This window comes from Proteus sp. PR00224 (genome assembly GCF_016238105.1).
Lineage (GTDB): Bacteria > Pseudomonadota > Gammaproteobacteria > Enterobacterales > Enterobacteriaceae > Proteus.
In genome coordinates this window covers 250,033-271,543 of sequence record NZ_JAEHQU010000002.1, presented here as the reverse complement: position 1 = coordinate 271,543, position 21,511 = coordinate 250,033, and the positions used below count along the sequence as shown (strand labels likewise).

At 37.6% G+C, this 21,511-nt stretch carries 20 protein-coding genes, 1 other RNA gene and 1 pseudogene; 9 read left to right on the top strand and 13 right to left on the bottom strand.

The genetic code is table 11. The features are described from left to right. Positions 1 to 87: 87 nt before the first annotated feature. The 5 genes from JEP71_RS04645 to JEP71_RS04625 all read right to left on the bottom strand — a co-directional run bounded on the left by JEP71_RS04645 (position 88) and on the right by JEP71_RS04625 (position 7,293). On the bottom strand, positions 88 to 1,446 hold the full coding sequence (locus tag JEP71_RS04645) for a heavy metal sensor histidine kinase (protein WP_160230560.1): 1,359 nt from the start codon (positions 1,444 to 1,446) through the stop codon (positions 88 to 90). Beyond that, entirely contained in the window at positions 1,421 to 2,113 is a 693-nt protein-coding gene (gene hprR, locus JEP71_RS04640; RefSeq protein ID WP_099074890.1) for a response regulator transcription factor HprR, read from the bottom strand. The genes JEP71_RS04645 and hprR overlap by 26 nt, the downstream gene beginning before the upstream one ends. Before the next feature lie 1,067 nt (positions 2,114 to 3,180). Then, a complete protein-coding gene (locus tag JEP71_RS04635; RefSeq protein ID WP_198625832.1) occupies positions 3,181 to 5,076 on the bottom strand; it encodes an ATP-dependent helicase in 1,896 nt (631 codons plus the stop codon). A gap of 1 nt (position 5,077) precedes the next feature. Then, positions 5,078 to 6,901 (bottom strand): ATP-dependent nuclease, encoded by a 1,824-nt coding sequence (locus JEP71_RS04630; RefSeq protein ID WP_198625831.1) that lies wholly within the window; start codon positions 6,899 to 6,901, stop codon positions 5,078 to 5,080. Between the two features lie 152 nt (positions 6,902 to 7,053). Next, complete coding sequence (locus JEP71_RS04625) at positions 7,054 to 7,293, bottom strand: HTH-like domain-containing protein (RefSeq protein ID WP_198625830.1); 240 nt, start codon at positions 7,291 to 7,293, stop codon at positions 7,054 to 7,056. 210 nt (positions 7,294 to 7,503) lie between these two features. On the opposite strand from JEP71_RS04625, the pseudogene JEP71_RS04620 reads away from it, so the two are divergent. Then, positions 7,504 to 7,903: pseudogene (locus tag JEP71_RS04620) on the top strand (HumD family translesion DNA polymerase). A gap of 200 nt (positions 7,904 to 8,103) precedes the next feature. Here JEP71_RS04620 and JEP71_RS04615 read toward each other — a convergent pair. The 3 genes from JEP71_RS04615 to smpB all read right to left on the bottom strand — a co-directional run bounded on the left by JEP71_RS04615 (position 8,104) and on the right by smpB (position 9,994). After that, on the bottom strand, positions 8,104 to 8,913 hold the full coding sequence (locus JEP71_RS04615) for a hypothetical protein (RefSeq protein WP_198625829.1): 810 nt from the start codon (positions 8,911 to 8,913) through the stop codon (positions 8,104 to 8,106). Positions 8,914 to 9,085: 172 nt separating this feature from the next. Continuing rightward, positions 9,086 to 9,452: a transfer-messenger RNA gene (gene ssrA / locus JEP71_RS04610) on the bottom strand. 59 nt (positions 9,453 to 9,511) lie between these two features. Further along, positions 9,512 to 9,994, bottom strand: a complete 483-nt coding sequence (gene smpB, locus JEP71_RS04605; protein ID WP_109370996.1) for an SsrA-binding protein SmpB — start codon at positions 9,992 to 9,994, stop codon at positions 9,512 to 9,514. A 155-nt stretch (positions 9,995 to 10,149) separates the two neighbouring features. Between smpB and JEP71_RS04600 the strand changes: the two genes are divergently transcribed. After that, the gene (locus tag JEP71_RS04600; RefSeq protein ID WP_006533588.1) at positions 10,150 to 10,584 is read left to right on the top strand and encodes an SRPBCC family protein; all 435 of its coding nucleotides are present in this window, start codon (positions 10,150 to 10,152) and stop codon (positions 10,582 to 10,584) included. After that, positions 10,574 to 10,870, top strand: coding sequence for an RnfH family protein (locus tag JEP71_RS04595; RefSeq protein ID WP_369961909.1), 297 nt, complete (start codon positions 10,574 to 10,576; stop codon positions 10,868 to 10,870). Before JEP71_RS04600 ends, JEP71_RS04595 begins: the two co-directional genes overlap by 11 nt. A 205-nt stretch (positions 10,871 to 11,075) precedes the next feature. Here JEP71_RS04595 and bamE read toward each other — a convergent pair whose 3' ends face one another. The 3 genes from bamE to nadK all read right to left on the bottom strand — a co-directional run bounded on the left by bamE (position 11,076) and on the right by nadK (position 14,200). After that, positions 11,076 to 11,438: an outer membrane protein assembly factor BamE gene (bamE, locus tag JEP71_RS04590; protein ID WP_198619714.1), complete on the bottom strand. Its 363-nt coding sequence runs from the start codon at positions 11,436 to 11,438 to the stop codon at positions 11,076 to 11,078. A gap of 113 nt (positions 11,439 to 11,551) precedes the next feature. After that, positions 11,552 to 13,213 (bottom strand): DNA repair protein RecN, encoded by a 1,662-nt coding sequence (gene recN, locus JEP71_RS04585; protein WP_109370994.1) that lies wholly within the window; start codon positions 13,211 to 13,213, stop codon positions 11,552 to 11,554. Between the two features lie 87 nt (positions 13,214 to 13,300). Next, the gene (gene nadK, locus JEP71_RS04580; RefSeq protein WP_109370993.1) at positions 13,301 to 14,200 is read right to left on the bottom strand and encodes an NAD(+) kinase; all 900 of its coding nucleotides are present in this window, start codon (positions 14,198 to 14,200) and stop codon (positions 13,301 to 13,303) included. Between the two features lie 100 nt (positions 14,201 to 14,300). Here nadK and grpE point away from each other — a divergent pair, with 100 nt between their 5' ends. Continuing rightward, positions 14,301 to 14,912: a nucleotide exchange factor GrpE gene (gene grpE / locus JEP71_RS04575; RefSeq protein WP_160230558.1), complete on the top strand. Its 612-nt coding sequence runs from the start codon at positions 14,301 to 14,303 to the stop codon at positions 14,910 to 14,912. Between the two features lie 118 nt (positions 14,913 to 15,030). Here grpE and ung read toward each other — a convergent pair whose 3' ends face one another. Continuing rightward, complete coding sequence (ung, locus tag JEP71_RS04570) at positions 15,031 to 15,711, bottom strand: uracil-DNA glycosylase (protein WP_196534132.1); 681 nt, start codon at positions 15,709 to 15,711, stop codon at positions 15,031 to 15,033. A gap of 334 nt (positions 15,712 to 16,045) precedes the next feature. On the opposite strand from ung, the gene grcA reads away from it, so the two are divergent. Further along, positions 16,046 to 16,429, top strand: a complete 384-nt coding sequence (gene grcA, locus JEP71_RS04565; protein ID WP_023581591.1) for an autonomous glycyl radical cofactor GrcA — start codon at positions 16,046 to 16,048, stop codon at positions 16,427 to 16,429. A 147-nt stretch (positions 16,430 to 16,576) separates the two neighbouring features. Here the strand turns inward: grcA and srmB are convergent, their stop codons facing one another. Next, positions 16,577 to 17,932, bottom strand: coding sequence for an ATP-dependent RNA helicase SrmB (gene srmB / locus JEP71_RS04560; RefSeq protein ID WP_198625828.1), 1,356 nt, complete (start codon positions 17,930 to 17,932; stop codon positions 16,577 to 16,579). Between the two features lie 264 nt (positions 17,933 to 18,196). On the opposite strand from srmB, the gene trmN reads away from it, so the two are divergent. From trmN to rseB, 4 genes are all read left to right on the top strand, one after another. Next, positions 18,197 to 18,952, top strand: a complete 756-nt coding sequence (gene trmN, locus JEP71_RS04555; protein WP_198625827.1) for a tRNA(1)(Val) (adenine(37)-N(6))-methyltransferase TrmN — start codon at positions 18,197 to 18,199, stop codon at positions 18,950 to 18,952. Between the two features lie 296 nt (positions 18,953 to 19,248). Beyond that, a complete protein-coding gene (gene rpoE / locus JEP71_RS04550; RefSeq protein WP_006533574.1) occupies positions 19,249 to 19,827 on the top strand; it encodes an RNA polymerase sigma factor RpoE in 579 nt (192 codons plus the stop codon). 38 nt (positions 19,828 to 19,865) lie between these two features. After that, positions 19,866 to 20,492: an anti-sigma-E factor RseA gene (gene rseA, locus JEP71_RS04545; RefSeq protein ID WP_232797511.1), complete on the top strand. Its 627-nt coding sequence runs from the start codon at positions 19,866 to 19,868 to the stop codon at positions 20,490 to 20,492. 44 nt (positions 20,493 to 20,536) lie between these two features. Further along, positions 20,537 to 21,505 carry a sigma-E factor regulatory protein RseB gene (rseB, locus tag JEP71_RS04540; protein ID WP_198619718.1) on the top strand — a complete coding sequence of 323 codons (969 nt, stop codon included), beginning with the start codon at positions 20,537 to 20,539 and terminating at the stop codon, positions 21,503 to 21,505. Positions 21,506 to 21,511: the final 6 nt, after the last annotated feature.

Below are 21,511 nucleotides of genomic sequence, written 5' to 3'. Positions count from 1 at the left end.
AGAAGATATTTGATTGATAAATTAATTATGCAGAGATGTTTTATAAAAAAGCTGACAAAAAGATGACAATTTTGTCATATCGCGTAATTAGCATGGAAAGGTTAAAATAAATACATTATGTTTTCCAATACGCTCGTAACTGACTTTACCCTCATGTAATGTCATAATCGCTTGCACAATTGATAAGCCTAAGCCATTTCCATCTGTTGTTCTTGCATTATCACCACGCCAAAAACGAGTAAATATTTGTTCATGTTGATTCAATTCATCACCAATATTACTGATACAAATCAGTAACTGATTTTTTTCTTTTTTACATTGAGTGACGACTTGTGTATTAGCGGGAGAATATTTAATTGCATTTGATATGAGGTTCATTAATATGCGAGTAAAAAGTAAGTGATCTGCACTAACTGTTAATGTTGTAGGCTCTTTTAATAAGGTAATCTGTTTTTCTTCTGCATAAAATGAAAATAGGTTATAAATTTCATCAATTAGATCCGATAAATCCAAGCTTTCTCTATTTAAAATGATATTTTTATTTTCAGCACGAGCGATAAATAAAATATTTTCAATTATTTTTGCAAGTTTATCCAGTTCTTCAATATTACTAATAATAATTGATTCATATTCTTCTACGCTACGAGAGCGTTGTAACATAATTTCATTTTGAACTTTTATAGCGTTAATGGGTGTTCTGAGTTCATGAGCCAAGTCATCGGCTAATTGAGTTAGCTTTACAAAATCATTTTTTAACCTTTTTCTCATTATATTTAATGAGTCACCTAAACTTTTCAGTTCATTGGGAAGTTGTGAGATATTTATGGTTTGGCTAAGAGTATGTCTGTCTGTTTTAGCCGTAATTTGGCTAAGAAAACGGATATCTCTCAATCCATGTTTAATTAACCAAAAACTTAATATTCCCATAAATAAAATAGAAGCTAATGAGATAATCAATATTTTACTTAAATATTCGCTTAGCATACTGATGCGCACAAAGGATGCTTTGGCGATCACTACATTTAGCACACCTATTGGTGATTCTATTGTAAAGTTAATAGCCGAAACAGGAACACCTGATTCTGTTTCCCAGGAGGTAATCATGTTTAAATCTATATTCTTTGTATCAGTGGTTTTTAGATGATCTGCAAATAAAATATCTGAATTAGTATCAACTAAAATTTTATTATTAGCATCCGTAATATAAATAATATCTTGTTGCATATCCATCATACGTTGAAAATAGATAGGTAATGTTTTGATATCAATTCCACTATTAATTAACTTTACTAATTGGTCTGCACGATTTACAAGTAAGTTATTATCACGAGATATTAATTCATTTTTAAGCGATTGATAAAGCGTTAAAGACATAAAACCTGCATTTGCAATCATCAATATGATAAATAAAAAGATAATTTTAAATCTCAGTGATTTTGTTTTCATTATTGACTCCATTTAACCTATATCCCATTCCTCTAACCGTTTCGATTAATTTGATTTCAAATCCATCATCAATTTTTTTTCGTAAACGACGGATAGCAACATCTACAATATTAGTATCACTATCAAAGTTAATTCCCCAAATCTCGCTTGCAATTAATGTCCTTGGTAATATTTCATTAATATGTAAAGCAAAAAAAAGTAATAAAGAATATTCTTGGCGAGTCATTGGGATCTGTATATTATTACGCTCCACTTCATGACGAGATAAATTGATTTTTAAGTCAGCAATTTCAATAATTGTTGAAATATTTTTTTGAACTCTTAATTGATTTTTGACCCTTGCCAATAATTCTGAAAATGAGAAAGGTTTTACTAAATAATCGTTTGCACCTAATTCTAATCCTTTAACTCGGTCATCTATAGCATCCCTTGCTGTTAAACAAATCACAGGGACTGACTTTGATGTGCGTAATATTTTTAAAATATTCCAACCGTTCATTCCGGGAAGCATGATATCAAGAATAATCAATTTGTAATCATTTTCTAATGCTAAATAGAGGCCATCACGACCATCATTCGTAATATCAATAGTATATCCAGCTTCTTCTAGCCCTTTTTTAACCCAATTGGCTGTTTTTTCGTGATCTTCAATTAAGAGTATTTTCATTATGATCCTCTTAAACTCTTTAGAATAGGTATTTTGTATTATTTTAAACCAGTCATATATAGGATTAATAGAGCTAATTAAATATGATAGTTTTTACTAAAAATGACCTTGTAATAATAGATTTTAGAGACTCATAACATTGTTATTAAATAGCTTTTATGTAAAAGAGTAAGTAACTAATTTTATTCCAGAAATTTTTTATGACAGTAGATTTACTCGTTTTTGTATTTTCATTCTTAAGAAAAAATTGTAAAACTTATATGTATGCGGCTAGGGTTTAGCAATAATTTATGATGAATATGCTATAAAAGTTGAAGAGGAAGAATGTATTTGCTTGGTCATTGAAACTAAAAAAGCCCACCGAAGTGAGCTTTTCTAAACTTTAAAATGCACGCGCATTGGGCGTGCACTTTAAAGTCTTTTTATTGTCAGTGTGTAGTTCTGTCGATTTCGCTAACTTATTGTTTTGAAACCGTTGTCCTATCACTGACCCACCAAATTTGGTGGAGCTGGCGGAGTCTGAATTAAGCTTGTAGTACATTGATTGTAAAATAATAAAATCCAATTCAACTTTTAATTTGGGCCTATTGTTAGGCCTAAAGTTTATTTTGCTGTTTTTTGATTTGGACTAAAAAGTTGTTTGCTACACTGGGCATACATCAATTAGTAGCCTTGAGCCCTATATACATTTTGCATTCGATGAAGTGGCAAATTTTGGAACCACTTTGGATTTAATTAAAGTAAGGCTAGCTGTTGAATCCTTGCAATCTAATCTCAAGGACGTTATTTTTGAACCCAGCCTTCTATTAAGCGATTGCGTTAATATGGCGTTAGAAGGATTGAGTAAAGCCTCAATTTCTATCGAACGGTGATGTACTATTTGTACGGGTACTTAATACGACGGTTAGTTTCAAACAGGTAACCGCAACTAACCGAGGGAGTACAGCCAAGAGCGCTGCAAGTACAGCGCTCTTGAAGTGGGCGAGCAAGAACGTTATAACCCAAGTCAATTTGAAAAAACTGCACAATACGATTTTGGGATACACGCTTGTGCTGGCCTATATTGTTCATGACTCTATTTCCGTTACAAAGCGAGATTTCCGCTGAAACTTTCTGTCGCCCCATGGCATCATTCGTTGCTTAGGATAAGATACGTAGAGCCATCGCTTTGCTCTTGTAACGGCAACAAACGCATTATTTCTCTCTTCATCAAGTTCCTTTGCAGTATTCGCTCTATAGTCTGGGAAAACTCCTTCACACATACCAATTAAAAATACGATATCCTTTTCTAGGCCTTTCATGGTGTGAACTGTGCTTAATGTTAAGCCATTCTCAAGGATATCGTGTGACAGTTGCCCAAGAGCTAATGCATTACGAAATGTAACCAGCGAATCTCCGATTCCTTTTCGCTTAAAGCGTGTCCAAGTCTGATTAAATTCTTCAAGCTCTTCAATACTCAGCTTAATATCTTCGATTTTATCATTTGATATACCGCTGTGATTTTCAACCAATGAGGTTAGTAGACTATTAAAATTCTTTACAAGCTTAGGGATTTTGGGGCTTTCAACATCCAATACATCTACAGCAGAAAGAAGCTTTGCGAATACATCAGAGTACTCGTCAGCTGATGATGAAATTTGAATTGCCATTTCCCGTAATACATTAGCTGTCCAATTTTTCGGCTCAGAAATATTCAATACTTGACATAACTTTCTTCCATCCACCCAATCTTTAGAGTTCAGTTTCACGCGAATAGCATAGTCTAATACCTTACCGAATCTAGTTGAAGGCTCTAGTTGTTTCTCACCTTTTCTCAAAGAGAATGGTATTGAGTTTTCTTTAAGACAACTTTCAAGCTTGCCAAAAACAAAACGATTACGACCAATTATCACCATATTGCTCAATGAAATTTCACCTTCAATTTCATCGTTCACTTTCAACTTCAAAAGTTTTTTAATAGTGGCAACAACCGCAGCAGCCTCATCCTCTTCCGTATCAAATTCTGAAATCCATACACCACCTTCTAAGGCATAATCAATTTCTGCTTGTGAGCCTGGCCGTAATTTGTTTGCTGCACGTATAACAGCTTTAGTACTACGATAATTTTCTTTAAGTTCAAATCGTTGTGGAGTAAAATCATCTACAAAGTTGGTGCAGAGATAATCTTTCGAGGACCCGTTAAACCCATAAATCATTTGATTAGGATCACCTACCATTAAAATACTTTTTATAGCATCACCGCAAAGAACCCTGATAAACTCATACTGCGCTTTATTAAGATCTTGAGCTTCATCAACGCAAATATGTTTATACTGGGCTCGGTATATTTTTGCGATCCAATCATGTGTTAAGAGGATTTTATGTGCATATACCAAAATATCGTCATAGTCGATACCGCCACTATTAAGCAACGCTGACTGATAGTCTTGATATATTTTCCAGATGTTATTATCTGGATATAGTTCGGCCACCTCAAGATCTGTAAGTAACTCTCGTTTGATTTTCGAGAATATATCCATAAAGGATTGCAGATTTTTCTCTCTGCTTTTTAATTCTCTTGAATCAGTGATATTTAGATACTCATCTATATTAATGCCATCTTCACGTAAAGATTGAATGAAGACCTCCATTCGGTCTTTGTCTCTATCATATATGTGTAACTCCGTGGGTAAACCAACGGTGTGTCCATATTTCTCCAAAATACGCTGTGCTACCGAATGTATTGTAGCGATCCAAACCCTATCTTCTACTTGTTCAAAGTCAGCTAAACGTGCACTCATTTCCTCCGCTGCTTTATTCGTGAAGGTAAGAGCTATGATGCCTTCTTTTTTAGTTTTATCCAAAATATGACGAACACGCTCTGTTAACACTCGTGTTTTACCTGAACCAGCTGATGCAAGCACCTGGACAGCTAAATTCATAGGAGCTTCAACAATCTGACGCTGAGCATTTGATAGGTTCATATCAGACTCCAGACTCAATTTTTTTGAATAATTCAATGATCTTCTCGGGAAAATTATCTGCTGACAATTTAATCAGGTTATCTGTAATTGCCTTAGCATAAAGCGGTTTGCTTGAATCAAGAATTTCAAGGATTGCGCGAACTCGCCCAGCATCACCTTTGTAATCTCGTAGCACATCCTTAAAAATAGGCTGATTACAGGTTTGACAACTTGGCTTATCAGTTTTGATTCGTTTTAAAAGCACTCCATCTTTTTTCTCGATCCACTTGTCTATGGTACCATCACCGTCAACTTTATTGATAGTTTCTTCTATCAAATCGCCAAAGCCCTGACTCAACAAATATCCCTCAAAATCAGTCCCATCGAGTATGGTGATATTATCGGCTTTCTCTATGTCAGTAGCTCCGAAAATTTTTTCATAATTTTTCTTGAGATCTTTAATCGTTTTAGGCTCTCCATCACTAAATATAAATACTGGTATGTTGAGGTCTTTCGCCAAAATGAGAAATGGGCGATACTTCGCTCCTGAGCCATTGACACCGACAAAATTAATTCCGAGTGAGAAGGGGTGTTTTTCTGCATAGGCACCAAACAGCTCAGGTAAGGCTTGCTCTTCAGTTTCTCCTTCAGAAAGAACTATTGCTTTGGAAAATAATAGTTCACCACGGGAGTGGACTACCTCTCTTTTCAATCTCCTCAGATCATCATCTTCAAACTCATCTCTCAACTGGTATACTTGAACTGAATTCTTCCGTTTGCTCAGAGATCTTATTTCATGTAACTCTGCTAGGCCAGCAATGTACGGCGAGTGAGTGCTGATAATCACTTGTCCTGGCATATCTACGAGTTGCCTATACAATGTTCTTTGTGCGTTCGGGTGCAGATGTGCTTCTGGTTCCTCAGCGGCCATAATTGGGAAAAATGGTTCGGCTTCCTCTTCGTGATTTTTGGCCAACAGTTCGGTAAATGCCTTTACTGTCAACATGGACGCCCAGCTACGTGTACCCATCCCGTGGTATTCCATAGAAAATGAGCTTCTATCATTTTCACCGAAATTCACACTAAACCGCTTTGACAGGTCACGAATTTTCTTCGGAAACGGAGTAAGCTCTGTTTGGCCTGAGCCTTCAAACGATTGGTTCATATTATCCAGATGAGTCTTCAATCGCTTAAGTGGCTCGCTTTTTTCTATGGCTTCTTTATTAACTTCAGCTACCATCCGCTCTAGTTCAGCTACATCTTTATCATCATATTCAACACTGGATAAAACACGACCCACAAAAGAAGATTTTTCTTTTAGTTCATTATGGATGTCTCTTTGGGCATCAATCGAAATGAACGGTACAGACTCCAATCGTTTGCCTAATCTATTCTTGTTGCTAACTCGAACATTTTGCCATCCACTAGGTTCTGGCCACTCATCTAAATGAAACCGGTCAACAATATAGCCGCCTTTCACTCGATCTGGTTTTGCAATAGTACGTATCGCTACGAATTGCTTCCCATCAGGCTCTGACTGAATTTTATCGCCAAATACCTGTTGCCAATTCTCTGAAAACTCTCTCGCTCTCGCATCATTATCAACAGCTATAAACCGAAGGTCGACTGTAATAGTTTCTTGGCGTTTTTCATCTTCGCCTATATGGAAATCTTCGTCAGCTAAATACCTTGAGTAGTCCCCCATGGCTAGTTGTAGAGCTTTTATAATCGATGTTTTACCAGCATTATTTTGCCCTAGCAATACGGTAACTCTTGGTAAGGCTAATTCGATATTAGATATGCCTCGAAAGCCACAGATACGAACAATATCTATTTGGATACTCATATTTCATCCTTTGAATTAATAGTAATCATCCAAGCTAGCAACTCATCGCTACTACCTATGAGGGAGGTGTAAAGAACAGCTTTTTTAATGACCATCGTTATTCCTTACTTACCGAGTGCTAGCCTGAGCTTGATACGTTTATATATGAATAGTTAAAGCTTAGCCGTATCAAGACCTGCAGCCTTCAAGCGCTGGGTCAAGTTGCGTATTTTGCTGAACTCAGTGCCAAAGCTGCTTCGTAAACTAACTCCTTCGCAAAACTTTTTTGAGGTGATGTTATCCAACTCATCAGCATATTTGATCATTTGTAGGTGCATCTCGGCGGTATATTGATTACGAGGAGTGTCGTCCAAGACCTGCTTAATACGCGTGTAAATCTCAATTTCGTTCATCTTTAGCCTGTACAAAGTAATTTGCTATATAATTTAGCTAAATTATCTAAAGAATCATACAAAGGCAAGTTAAGTCGTTTTGCCGTTCAAAGGCATTCTAAGCACCGTAAACATAGTTAAACTAATATGGTGATCAATCATGTATAGGGCCAATTGCGGTACTTTTGTGATAATCCGAAACAACTGAATTCCTATCAGGATTGACAAGACATGAGCAGAATTAGTTCATATGGGAATACAGCTGCTGATTTCGCTGAAACAAGTATTTCCTTTATAGGTTATTTATCAGCAAGCCTGCTGCGACTTACTTTACGCGAGTTGCGGCTCTCATTTTCGTGAAGGCTTTATACAAGGGGCCTTGCTAGTGGTCGACTCTTCGCTTTCTCCATGTGATGGTTCGCTGCTTGTGTGTACTATCGAAGGGGGAACTCAGGATAAAGCGTTATCGCCTATACCCAACTCAGCATCTGATCAACTTGGAAAATGGGCGAAGAAAAGAGCTACCTGAATATGAAGGAGGGTATACGGGACCGCATCCTGTTTTGAGGGGATTACGTACATCATCAATGATGCCAGAACGGGAGAGTTTGATGATTGCCCAGTGATGTAAAGCGTTGTTTTTTGCTGCTATAACGGTGTCAAAAAACGGGGGGGGATTCCCCAGTAATTCCCCATAGCTTCCCCCATAAGGAAAGCAGGCATAAAAAACCAGCCATAACAGGCTGGTTTATATAATCTTTTTGGTCGGCACGAGAGCATTTGAACTTCCTCTCCCCGACACCCCATGACGGTGTGTAATATAATATTAATTTAAGGCTTTTTTAAACTTGATGGGTAAGGGGGGCGCTGGCTAATATATTGAAAAATAAATACACATATCACGGAAAATCCCATAATACGCATCACCCATGGAGAACTACTATCTCTAACGGGGCGGGCTGTAGAAATAAAAGCTTCTGGAGATGCGAATGAGTAAATAATCATTAATAGGATCATTATTGGAAACAATAGTGACAACAATAAAAGAATTACATCTAATACTTTTTTACTAAAAGTTTTTTTGGGTTTTTTCTTTTTTATTGATAGTTTTTTCTGTTTACTAAAAATAGATTTTACACCTATTAGTTTTCCTTTCTCCTTAACATCGTTTTTATCTCCAGTATGGAGAATTTCTATTCTAGCACCTTCATTTTTTTCAATAAAATCGAAATCAATAAGAATACAATTAGGATATTCGCTGTCAGTCTTTAGCTCTATATTATTAATAGGATTATTTGATGTTACTACTTGATAACGCAATAATTGAATTTCCCTGCTAAATTCAATTCTTAGTGGTTCTTTAGTAGCTAATGCACTTTTTGTTATAACAGAGTTACCCGAATTCCAAATAACAAATTCAGAAGAAGATACACTCTCTACTAATGAGCCATCATACATTACACTTATTTGCTGTGGTAGGTTCGAGTGGTTTTTATTTATGAGGTTTGAAAATTCATGGCAGCTAGAGATTTTATAAACTTTACGAGTTAAAACATAAATAAAAATGGCTATAAGAATACCAATGATCCCAATCACTGTACCCAGCGCGGAATTTGATAAAATATTATTAACTGTATCCACTCTTGGTCTCCTATATGAAAAAGGCTCACCGAAGTGAGCCTTTTTGAACTCTAAATAATCCGCCTACGATTTGCGTATGATTTAGAGTCCTATCTGTGTCAGTGTGTAGTCTTGATGATTTCGCTAACTTCTTGTTTTTGAAACCGTCGTCCTACCACTGACCCACCAAATTTGGTGGAGCTGGCGGGAGTTGAACCCGCGTCCGAAATTTCTACATCCTCGGTACTACATGCTTAGTCTATCTTTAATTTCACTTACCCACTGCGGACAGACGCGCCATGAATAAGCTAGCTTGATTAAGTTTAACGCTTCAACCCCAAGCTAGGCATCCACGCGATCTCTTTTGGGTTTGACCTCTCTTTATCCCCGTCTTAAGAGCGGAAGCTAGGGAGAGAGGGCTCAAAGCAGGTTATTAAGCTGCTAGTGCTTTATATTGATTGTCGTTTGCGACTATCTTTTTTGCGGCTTTTTACGAGGCCAACCGCCCCTCGGCATGCACCTTGGGTTTCGCAAATCCCGTCGAATCCAGAATCAGCCCCAAGTTGTTGACAGCGAGTATATCAGAAAAATACTTGTCATTGCTAGTACTTAACGCAATTTAGCGGTTAGCATTTTTCATAATACGTGCTTTGTCTAATTTCCACTCACGATCTTTAATGGTTTCACGTTTATCGTGATCTTTTTTACCTTTTGCAACGCCAATTTTGATTTTGCACCAAGCGTTTTTCCAATAAAGAGAAAGTGCAACAACGGTATAACCATCACGGTTGATTTGACCATAAAGGTTATCAAGTTCACGCTGTTTTAATAATAGTTTACGGGTACGTGTCGGATCACAAACGACATGGCTTGATGCAACATTTAAAGGAGTAATAGTTGCACCAAAAAGATAAGCTTCGCCATCACGCATGATAACATAGCTATCACTGATGTTTGCTTTACCGGCTCGCAGTGATTTAACTTCCCAGCCTTGGAGCGCCAAGCCCGCTTCAATCTCATCTTCGATGAAATATTCATGGCGAGCACGTTTGTTTAACGCAATGGTCGCAGAACCAGGTTTGTGTGATTTTTTCTTTGTCATAATGTCCACATTATACTGTATGAGCAATAGAAAGAAATCATTTAACCGACTGTTTTCTTTTCAATTGCATAAAACTTAAGCTATATTCCATTAGATTTTAAATTAGTCACTGTTCAATGATATGATCCGCACAGTGTTGTCGTACAGGAATAACTATGCCTCAGATTAGTCGATCTGCTCTTGTCCCTTTTAGTACAGAGCAAATGTTTAAACTGGTTAATGATGTTCTTACTTATCCTGATTTTCTACCAGGATGCGTTGGAAGTAAACTGATCAAAAGCACACCAGAAGAAATGATTGCATCAATAAATGTCTCTAAAGCAGGGATCAGTAAAACATTTACTACCCATAATTTTTTAAAGACAAATGAACGTGTGGATATGCGTCTTGTTGATGGTCCCTTTCGTAAATTAACTGGGGGATGGGTGTTTACCGCACTTGATGATAATGCGTGTAAGATAGAGTTTCAGCTAGACTTTGAGTTTACCAATAAATTAATTGAGTTAGCCTTTGGTCGTATTTTTAAGGATTTAACGAACAATATGGTGCAGGCGTTTACTCACAGAGCGAAAGAGATCTATCGTGACTAAAATATGGGTAGAGGTAACCTATGCGTTACCTGACAAACAGTACCTTATCCCTGTGGAACTAACATTAGGGGATACTGTTGAACAAGCCATTATTGCTTCAAATATCTTAACGATTTGTAATGATATTGATTTGACTAAGAATAAAGTGGGTATTTATAGTCGACCAGCAAAGTTAAGCGATAATGTGCGAGACGGTGATAGAGTTGAAATTTATCGACCTTTAATTGCCGATCCTAAAGAAATGCGTCGTAAACGTGCTGAGAAAGCGCGACAAAAAGCGGATTAATATTATGCTTTTTGCCCAATAGGGGTGAGCATCATATATTGCATTGATAGGCCGTTTGATTACAGACAGACACAATACAAGACAACACTGTTATAAAGCAATTTCTCTTTATAAAAACACACCCCAACGTCAAATCTAACGTATGGGGTGCAATTCGTTTTTGCCAATCTATACAAAACTAAGCTTTCTTAGCGCTGTTATCGCATTACGATTTTGTTTCAGGTGCTGAGAAGTTAGGCATATTGCCTTGTTTATCAATCTTAGTCAGTATGCCATTGCTATCAAAAGTCAGGGTAAGAGTCTCTTGACGTACTTTCTGATGACCAGGCTCTTCACGGAAAACATAATACCAAGTCTGGCTTCCGAAAGGATCTTTTAGCATTGGCGTACCAAGGGCAAATTGAACTTGCTGCTGTGTCATTCCTTGCTGAACTTTTGCGACTTCGGCTGGCGTTAAATAATTTCCCTGATTGATATCTGGGTGATAAACCAGTCTCTCGAACATAGAGCAACCTGAAGTCATTACGACTAAAGATAAGGCGGCAACTTTTAACAGTTTAAAACGCATGATTATTACATTCCTTTTAGGGTCATAGTGACGATGATAATCGACAACGCAGCAATTGAAAACCTTTCACGCTCTGCCTATGACCCTAAATATCAATAAAAGTTTGTTAATCGTTATGCAGCCAACAAATCTTTCGCATTTGCTAAGGTATTTTTGGTGACTTCACTACCTGCTAATAAACGAGCGAGCTCTTGTAGACGTTCTTTTTTCGATAATAGTTTCATGGTTGTTTCAGTTTCTTCACCATTTGTCTCTTTATTGACAAAATAGTGTTGATGACCACAACCCGCGACTTGAGGTAAGTGAGTGACACACATTACTTGAGTTGATTCACCCAATTCGCGTAATAATTTACCCACAATAGCAGCAGTAGGACCACTGATACCAACATCAACTTCATCGAAAATAAGAGCAGGCGTATCCATTTTCTTCGCCGTGATCACTTGGATTGCAAGTGCAATACGTGATAATTCACCACCAGAAGCAACTTTAGAAAGGGCTTGATGCGGTTGTCCTGGGTTTGTAGTGACATTAAATTCAACTTTTGTGGCACCATCGATTTGCAGTGAGCTATCATCAAAATGAGTATCAACAGTAAAATAGCCATGAGGCATTGATAATTGATGCATACTGTTGGTGATAAGCTGGCTTAATTCATTCGCATACTGCTGGCGAACCTGATGTAACTGTTTTGCGACATCTAATGCAATTAAATGGTCAGCTTTAACTTGTTCTATTAAAGCGTCACAATCATCATTTTGACGAAGTAGGGCATTTTTTTCTTCAATTAATTGCTGATGAAGATCGTATAATTCTTCAGGTGCAACGCGATGTTTACGTGACAAACTAATGTACTTAGACATGCGTTTTTCAACTTCAAATAAGCGATTAGGATCCATCTCTAAGCGATCGCTATAATGACGAAGTTCATCACTCACTTCACTAATTTGAATAGTAGCTTCTTCCAGCATCTCTAATAGTGAATTGAACTGACTTTCCATAGAGGTCAGTTCAGCAATTTCATGTTTAGCCACATTGAGCATACTTAAAATATTTTGCTCTTCGTTATCGCTTAAAATTTGTAAGCTATTTTGGCTTAAAGTCAAAAATTGCCCGCAGTTAGAAAGACGTTTATATTCTTGATCTAATTCTGGGTATTCGCCTTGTACTGGTTGAAATTCATTGAGTTCTTTTAAATGGTAATCAACCAGTTGTTGCCTTGCTTCTCGTTCTAAAGAGAGTTGTTGAAAAGCGGCTAAAGTTTGGCAACTTTGATGCCATGTTTGATAAGCCGACTTCATGCTTTTTAATAAAGCCGGTTCATGGGCATAGATATCAAGCAGTTGTTTTTGATAGCGAGGCTCTAGAAGTTGTTGGTGAGCATGTTGTCCATGGATCTGGATAAGTAAAGAACCAAGCTCTCTTAATTGTGAAAGTGGTACGGAAGTGCCGTTGATAAAACCACGAGAACGCCCATCAGCAGAGATAGTTCTTCTTAATAGGCATTCATTATGATCATCAAGATGATGTTCTTCAAGCCAACGTTGTGCTGATGGCGTGTCAGAGAGTGAGAATCGTGCACATAAATCGGCTCTAGTTGCACCTGGGCGCACCATATTGGCATCACCACGGTTACCTAAACATAAACCTAGTGCATCAATTGCAATAGACTTACCTGCGCCAGTTTCGCCTGTAATGGTGGTCATGCCACCAGAAAAATCGATTTCAAGTTCACGGACTATGGCAAAATGACTAATGGTTAATTGAGTCAGCATAGTGCCTCTCCTGTGTATAAAAACATATCTGTAATTACATACAGTATAAACTGGTTTTTTATACAGTAAAGTAGTGAGGCACAAAAATTAAAACATTTTTTTCGACCAACCTAATTTTGAGCTGAGCGTATTAAAATAATTGTAATCAGTCGGATGAACTAAATTGAGTTTTTGACGACTTCTCTTAATAATAACTTCATCACCTTCTTTAATGGGTAACACTAATTGGCTATCGCAACTGACTTCATAATCGATATTTGTTTGTGAGAATTTTAAGCGAATTTGGCTATCACTGCTGATAACTAAAGGGCGTGCTGACAAGGTATGTGGAAACATAGGCACAAGCGCAATAGCATCAAGATTGGGTGTTAAAATAGGACCACCGGCAGAGAGTGAATAGGCCGTTGATCCTGTTGGTGTTGCGATAATTAAGCCATCAGAACGTTGAGAGAAAGCAAAACGATCATCAATGTAAACTTCAAACTCGATCATATGAGCAACTTTGCCAGGATGAAGCACGACTTCATTGATTGCTGTACCAATGCGATTTCTTTGACCTTCAGCATAGACGCGTGCTTCAAGTAAAAAACGCTTTTCTTCATGATAGTGCCCAGCTAACACATTGGTTAATTGCTGTAAGGCATTATCAGGGTCGAGATCGGTAAGAAAACCTAAATTACCTCGGTTAACGCCAATTACTTTAATGTTATAGCGAGATAAAACGCGCGCAGCGCCAAGCATATTGCCATCACCACCAACAACAATGACAAGATCAGCAACTTTGCCCACTTGTGTTAAATCACCTGTTTGTGCATTTTCTAGTTTTAGTTCTTGAGCAACTTGTGTATCAATAATAACGTCATAACCTTGAGCCAATAGCCAATGATAGAGCATTTCATGCGTTGAAATTGCTTCAGGATGACGGGGATGGCCGACAATGCCAATGCATTTAAAGTGTTTTTCTTCTGTTACGGTATTATCTGGCATTTTTTTACCCTCGTTTTGCGCCAATTCCTTGAAACCCGTTTATTGATCCCCATAATAAACTAAATATGAAGATGAATACCAAAACTACGCGGAGATGTTCATGAGTAGTAAAGAACAAAATGTACATGAAGAGCAAGCCTCAAAAGAAAAAGAAGGAATGGGATCTGCAATGAATGAGTCTCAAGAGCCAACAATGACCGAAGAAGCACAAGCGGACTTTAATGCTCAAGCTGAATTAGTGGAAGCATTAGCGCGTGTTGATTCTCTTGAAAAACAACTTGAGCAATCTCAAAAGACAGAGCGTGAAGCAATGATCCGCGCTCAAGCTGAAGTTGAGAACATTCGTCGCCGTACTCAACAAGATGTTGAGAAAGCACATAAATTTGCGCTTGAGAAATTTTCTAATGAGTTACTGCCTGTACTTGATAATTTAGAGCGTGCTTTATCTGCGGCTGATCATGAAAATGAATCGCTAAAACCTATGATTGAAGGGTTAGAGTTAACGCTGAAATCATTCTTAGATGCTGTTCATAAATTTGGCATTGAAGTGGTTGAAGAAAAAAATGTGGTATTTAACCCTGAAGTTCACCAAGCGATGACATTAATTGATAGCCCAGCACATGACTCTAATCATGTTGTTGATGTTATGCAAAAAGGATACACCTTAAACGGCCGTTTACTGCGCCCAGCTATGGTTATCGTTTCTAAATAACATTGATTAAAACATTCGTTATCACATGAGTTATTACATGTAGATAAAGTAAACCGCACAATACGAAGATTATTCAATATTCTTGTTATTGTGCGGTTTTATGTTTTATAGGGGAATTTTATTCAATGGGATCAAGATGCCAATTGATTGGTTTGCGGCCTTGCTGCTGTAAAATATCGTTGGCTTGTTTAAAATGACCACAACCTAAAAAGCCTCTATGAGCAGAAAGCGGGGATGGATGAGGTGCTTTTAAAATAACGTGTTTATTTGTATCAATAAAACGTCCTTTTTTCTGAGCATGAGCGCCCCAAAGTAAGAAAATAACCCCATCTCTACGCTGATTGATCTGTTCGATTACTGCGTCAGTAAAGATCTCCCAACCATAGTTAGCGTGAGAATGTGCTTGGCCTTTCTCTACCGTCAATACGGTATTAAGTAATAAAACACCTTGTTTTGCCCAGCTTTCTAAATAGCCGTGGTTAGGGCGTTTAAAATCAGGGTATTCTTTTTCTAGTTCTTTATACATATTGACTAATGAAGGTGGTGCTGGCACGCCTGGTCGTACTGAAAAAGAGAGTCCATGTGCTTGATTAGGGCCGTGATAAGGATCTTGCCCCAAAATAACTACATTCACATTATCAAAAGGCGTAAAACGAAAAGCATTAAAAATATCTTCTTGAGGAGGATAAACAATTTTACCAGCGGCTCTTTGTTGTGCGACTTGAAACATAATTTGATGAAAGTAAGGCTTTTCTTTTTCAGCGCCTATCACATCATGCCAAGTTAATGGTGTAGTCATAACCTAAAATCCTTGTTGATATCTTATAGTGTCTAAGCTTACCGATTTCATCAAGGGAATGAAAATATTACGGGCTAAAAATAAAAATTAATTGAGTCCTCAACTTTTATTTGAAAATTTACAAAAAAAATTGCAAATCAGTGATAAATGATTATTGATTTAAAACAACACTTTGCACCCTCTTGGATAAAGTGCTTATGAATTTTATTGATATTTATCAAAGAATGGCGCCATTTATACTGGTATATAAGTAGACAGAAACATTGGTTAGACCAAATACCCAAGTTCTGATATGAGATTGGAATTTGATTTTGTGCCCAAATTGGAGGTCGAAATGATTACTGGTATCCAAATTACTAAAGCTGATAACGACGATTTATTACACTCTTTCTGGTTATTAGATGATGAAAACGGCGAAGCTCGTTGCATCTGTGCTAAAAAAGGTTTTGAAGAAGGCCAAGTGATTAACCGTAAAGAGTTAGGCAATATCGAATATCGTGAAGTGCCTGTAGAATCTAAACCGGTTGTTCGTGTAGAAGGTGGTCAACACCTTAACGTTAACGTATTAAGCCGTGAAACACTGGAAGATGCTGTTAACAATCCTGAGAAATATCCTCAATTAACTATTCGTGTTTCTGGTTATGCTGTGCGTTTTAACTCACTGACTCCAGAACAACAACGTGATGTTATTACTCGTACTTTCACAGAAAGTCTGTAATTTTCACTAAAGTAATAAGTTAATAATAAGCTCGATATGAAAATATCGGGCTTTTTTTCTATACAAAAGAAAAAAATAAAAAACCGTAACTATATTATATAGCTACGGTTTTTTTATAGGTTCAGAAAGAGCACAGATTATTCGTTATCAGTATTCGTTTCTTTTACTGGTGCAGTAGGTGCAACATTTTTTTTCTGTATGTTCAGCAACTGCTTTGCGACGTTTACCAATATTTTTACGATCGCGAGTTCGCACTTTTTCTTTAACTGCTTTTTTCTCTTCTTCTTTTTTCGCTTTGCGTTTAGCAAGTACTTTTTTAGAAGGTTTGAATGTTGCTTTCAGGCTTGGTGCTTTGGTTTCTGGACGTAGTTCAGCAACAACACGATATTTAATTGGCTCTTGAACGTAACGGCCAATTTTCCCTAATAATGGGTGATCATGAGCTTCAACTAATGAAATTGCGATACCTTTACGGCCCGCACGTCCTGTTCGACCAATACGATGCAAGTAAACATCCGCAGTACGAGGTAAGTCAAAGTTGAAAACGTGTGTGATATCATCTAGATCAAGACCACGAGAAGCAACGTCTGTGGCAACAAGCACATTCATTTTGCCTGATTCTAAACGTTTGATTGCATCGTTACGCTGTGTTTGCGCCATTTCACCTTCAAGGTAGCTGCATTTAATACCTTGTTTTTCTAACGCAGTGACAAGCTCTCTTACACGCTCTCTTTTACGAACAAAGACAATCGATTTTTTAACATCGTCTTGCTTAAGTAATGCAGCAAGTAACGCTGTTTTATGTTCAAGATTATCAGCATGATAATAGAACTGCTGAATTTTTTTACGTTCACGGCGAGAAGGATCGGCATTAAGCTCAACAGGTTCGTTGAGGATGCGCTGTGCAAAATCAATAACCGCATTACCTTCCAGTGTTGCAGAGAACAGTAATGTCTGTTTGCGCCAGCGAGTTTCGCCTGCAATAGTTTCGATATCGTTAGCGAAACCCATATCTAACATACGGTCTGCTTCATCTAAAATCAGCATTTCCACTGCGCGGCAGTCAAAATTTTCTTCTTTGATGTACTGTAATAAACGACCTGTTGTCGCAACAACGATATCTTGGTTCTCACTGAAGACTTCAGCGTGATTCATATAAGCAACACCGCCCGTGATTGTGGCGATATCTAAATGTGTGTGCGCACATAATTCTTTTGCCTGCTCGGCAACTTGCATAGCAAGTTCGCGTGTTGGTGTCAGGATAAGAATACGCGGCGGGCCTGATTTTTTACGTGGATAATCAAGCAAGTGTTGAATTGCCGGAAGCAAAAAGGCCGCAGTTTTCCCTGTGCCTGTTGGCGCAGAGCCTAAAATATCGCGTCCATCCATTGCAGCAGGAATTGCATCTGCTTGAATAGCTGTAGGACGTTGATATCCTTTTTCTTCTAATGCGGTCAATAAACTTTCATCAAGTTCAAGACTGGAAAATGTCGTGGCTGTCATTGTATACCTCTGTTTAGGGCGCGGATTTTGACATTATCCCCCGCTAAAAGCCAGAGGATTTACCGCTATCACATTATATATTACCGATAGACGAAGGTATTCGTTGTTTTTAGGCTTAATCTAAATAAGCGTGCATCGTATACAAATAGTTTAATGTTAAGATAGGGGTTGTAGAAACGTTATCTTATCATATATCTCTTTTTCCGTGACATGATTGATAAGCAATAAAAAAGAGATTGCTGTACAAATCAATAGAGCCAATAGATGAATCAAAAGAAAGTGAAAAAAGCAGGATTACGCAAAGGTGGTTTTACATTTAAACAATTTTTTGTTGCTCATGATAAGTGTGAAATGAAAGTGGGTACAGATGGTGTTTTATTAGGGGCTTGGGCGCCTATCGATAATGTAAAAAGAGCACTTGATATTGGTACAGGAAGTGGACTAATTGCATTAATGCTAGCTCAACGAGCGACTAAAATTGAGTGTATTGATGGCATTGAACTTGATGAGAAAGCCGCATTACAAGCGACGGAAAATGCTCAGGAGTCACAATGGCATTCATTTATTCATATCCATCATAGTGATATTCATCATTATGCAGAGCAAACGCAAAATAAGTATGATTTGATTGTTAGTAATCCTCCTTATTTTGAGCCAGCAATTGCTTGTCGTAATGATGTTCGTGAGCAAGCGCGTTATACCAAAACTTTAACGCATGAGGGATTACTGGATAGTGCGCAATCACTTATCACCGAAGATGGTTTGTTCTGTGTTGTATTACCTTATTCTATTGGTGAGCAATTTATTGAAATTGCAGAAAAAAAAGAGTGGAATGTTGCGAAACGCGTTAATATTAAAGACAGTGCAGATAAGCCTTATCATCGAGTTTTGTTAGCATTTCAAAGACAAAATCAAGGCAGTGTTGCATGTAGTATAGATGAACTTATTATTCGTAATAATGAAGGGCATTATACCGACAAGTTCCAATCTTGGGTGACTGACTTTTATTTATATTATTAAATCTATATTTAATAATATCTTGTTTAAGATAATATATATTGTTGTAAGTAATCGTATATATTCAAATAATATCATTGTGTTATCGTTTTTTTATTGGCAGATTGCATTTTGGTTGGGTGATCATCATGATGATTTTTTTGTGATTCATCTCTTAAAATAATGATTGAATTGAACTTCATACTATTTTTGCGCTCTAAGTCTTGTAGCTCATAAAAACGAGAAGGAATAACGAGAGTAAATATGACGGAGTCATTTAAAAATAGTGCGAAGCTTGACTTCGGGAGAGTCCATCTCTAATGAGCGAGCAGTTAACGGACCAAATGTTGGTTGAAAAGGTACAAAATGGTGACCAGAAAGCCTTTAATTTGCTGGTTATCCGCTATCAACACAAGGTAGCAAGCCTGATTTCCCGTTATGTACCACAGGGCGATGTACCAGATGTTTCGCAAGAAGCCTTTATTAAAGCTTATCGTGCCATCGGTTCTTTCCGTGGAGATAGTGCTTTTTATACATGGCTTTATCGCATTGCTGTGAATACAGCAAAAAATTATCTGGTCGCACAGGGGCGACGTCCGCCTTCGAATGATTTAGATGCGAGTGATGTTGAAAATTTCGAATCACCCAATGCACTAAAAGAAATTTCGAACCCTGAGAATTTAATGTTGTCTGAAGAGTTACGGAGAGTGGTTTTTCACACCATAGAGTCATTACCTGAAGATTTAAGGGTTGCTATTACACTTCGGGAACTTGACGGGCTAAGCTATGAAGAGATAGCGGTCATTATGGATTGCCCTGTCGGAACAGTACGTTCACGTATTTTTAGGGCGCGAGAAGCTATTGATAATAAGGTTCAACCATTAATACAAGAGTTTTAATTGTGGGTGAACCATCATTGACTGAAGGGTACTTTTACATGCAAAAAGAAAAACTTTCTGCATTTATGGATGGCGAAGTTCTTGATAAAGAATTAATGGGTACAATTGCTCGTGATGACTCCATGAAAGAGACATGGCAACGCTACCATTTAATTCGTGACACAATGCGTGGTGATGTAGGTGAAGTAGTCCACTTCGATATCGCAAGTCGCGTTGCGCTCGCTTTAGAGAATGAACCTGTTCGCATAAGTCCTGAACAACAACAAGAGCAGCAACCTGCGCCATCACAATGGCGTCAGCACTCTTTCTTACAAACGTTACGTCCTTGGGCAAGTCAGTTAACTCAAATCGGTGTCGCGGCTTGTGTTTCATTAGCTGTTATTGTTGGTGTTCAGCAATATAATGGAAAAAGTGGTTCTGAAGATTTCCAAGTAGATACACCTGTATTTAATACTCAACCTATTATGGGTTCAGGTTCACCAGTAAGCTTAAATCTTCAAAATGATACTTTAGGTAAAGACCAGCAAACACGTTTACAAGAGCGTAATCAGCGCCTTGGATTAATGTTGCAACAGTATGAGTTAGATCGTCGCATTTATAATGCACCACAAAATGAAGCGCCAGTTAGCGCTCAAGGTGAAACTCAACCCGTAGCTGCACAGTAATAGATGTGAATGTATAAATAACGTGTGGGAATGAAATAGTCGTAATGAAAAAATCATGGTTATCCACCTTATTGCTGGTGGGCAGCCTGTCAATGCCGATACAAGCCTTGGCGCAACCTCAAACAGGTAGTGTCGAGGCTTTGTTGCAAAAGATGGGTCAGACAAGTCAAAGCTCTACCTATGAATTATCTTTTATCAATATCAATTCTCAAGGTATTGTTCCTATTCGCTACCGCCACACTCTTATCGATGGCAAACCGCTTGCACAATTAATGCAAATGGATAGTACTCGCCGTGAAATAGTTCAACGTGGTGATGAGATCAGCTATTTTGAGCCAGGCTTAGATGCTTTCAGCTTAAGAAATGATCATATCGTTGATTATATCCCTTCTATCATTTACCAAGATTTCAATGAATTATCAGGTTATTATAATTTTATTGATGCAGGTAGAACGCATATTGGTGATATTCCAAGCCGAGTTGTTCGCGTGCTATCAAAAAATAATGACCGTTATGATTATGTCTTGTTTATAGATGAAGAAAGATATCTACCTTTAAGAGTCGATCTACTAGATAAGAATAATGACATCATTGAACAATTTCGAGTGATTACAGTTAATGAAGGGAGTGAAGTCGGAGCAGAACTTAATTCGTTACGTACCGTCAATATGCCACCTTTATTACTTGTACCAAAAGCTAAGCCCTTGGTTTATAACTGGTCGGTTAGCCAATTGCCTGAAGGTTTTAAAGAGGTAAAACGCAGTAATCATCAAATTTCTGAGACTGAGTTTAGTCAGTCTATTTTATTTAGTGATGGATTATTTGACTTCTCTATTTATGTTAATAAAAGTGGTCAACACGTTAATTCGCCCGAACGCGATAAAATGTTGAGGTATGGTCGTAATACAATTTATACCTATGACAAAGAAGGTAATGAAATTACCTTTATTGGTCAGCTACCATTTCCTACGGCACAAGCAATAGTTAATAGTGTTGTATTTACGAAAAAGTAAAAGGGT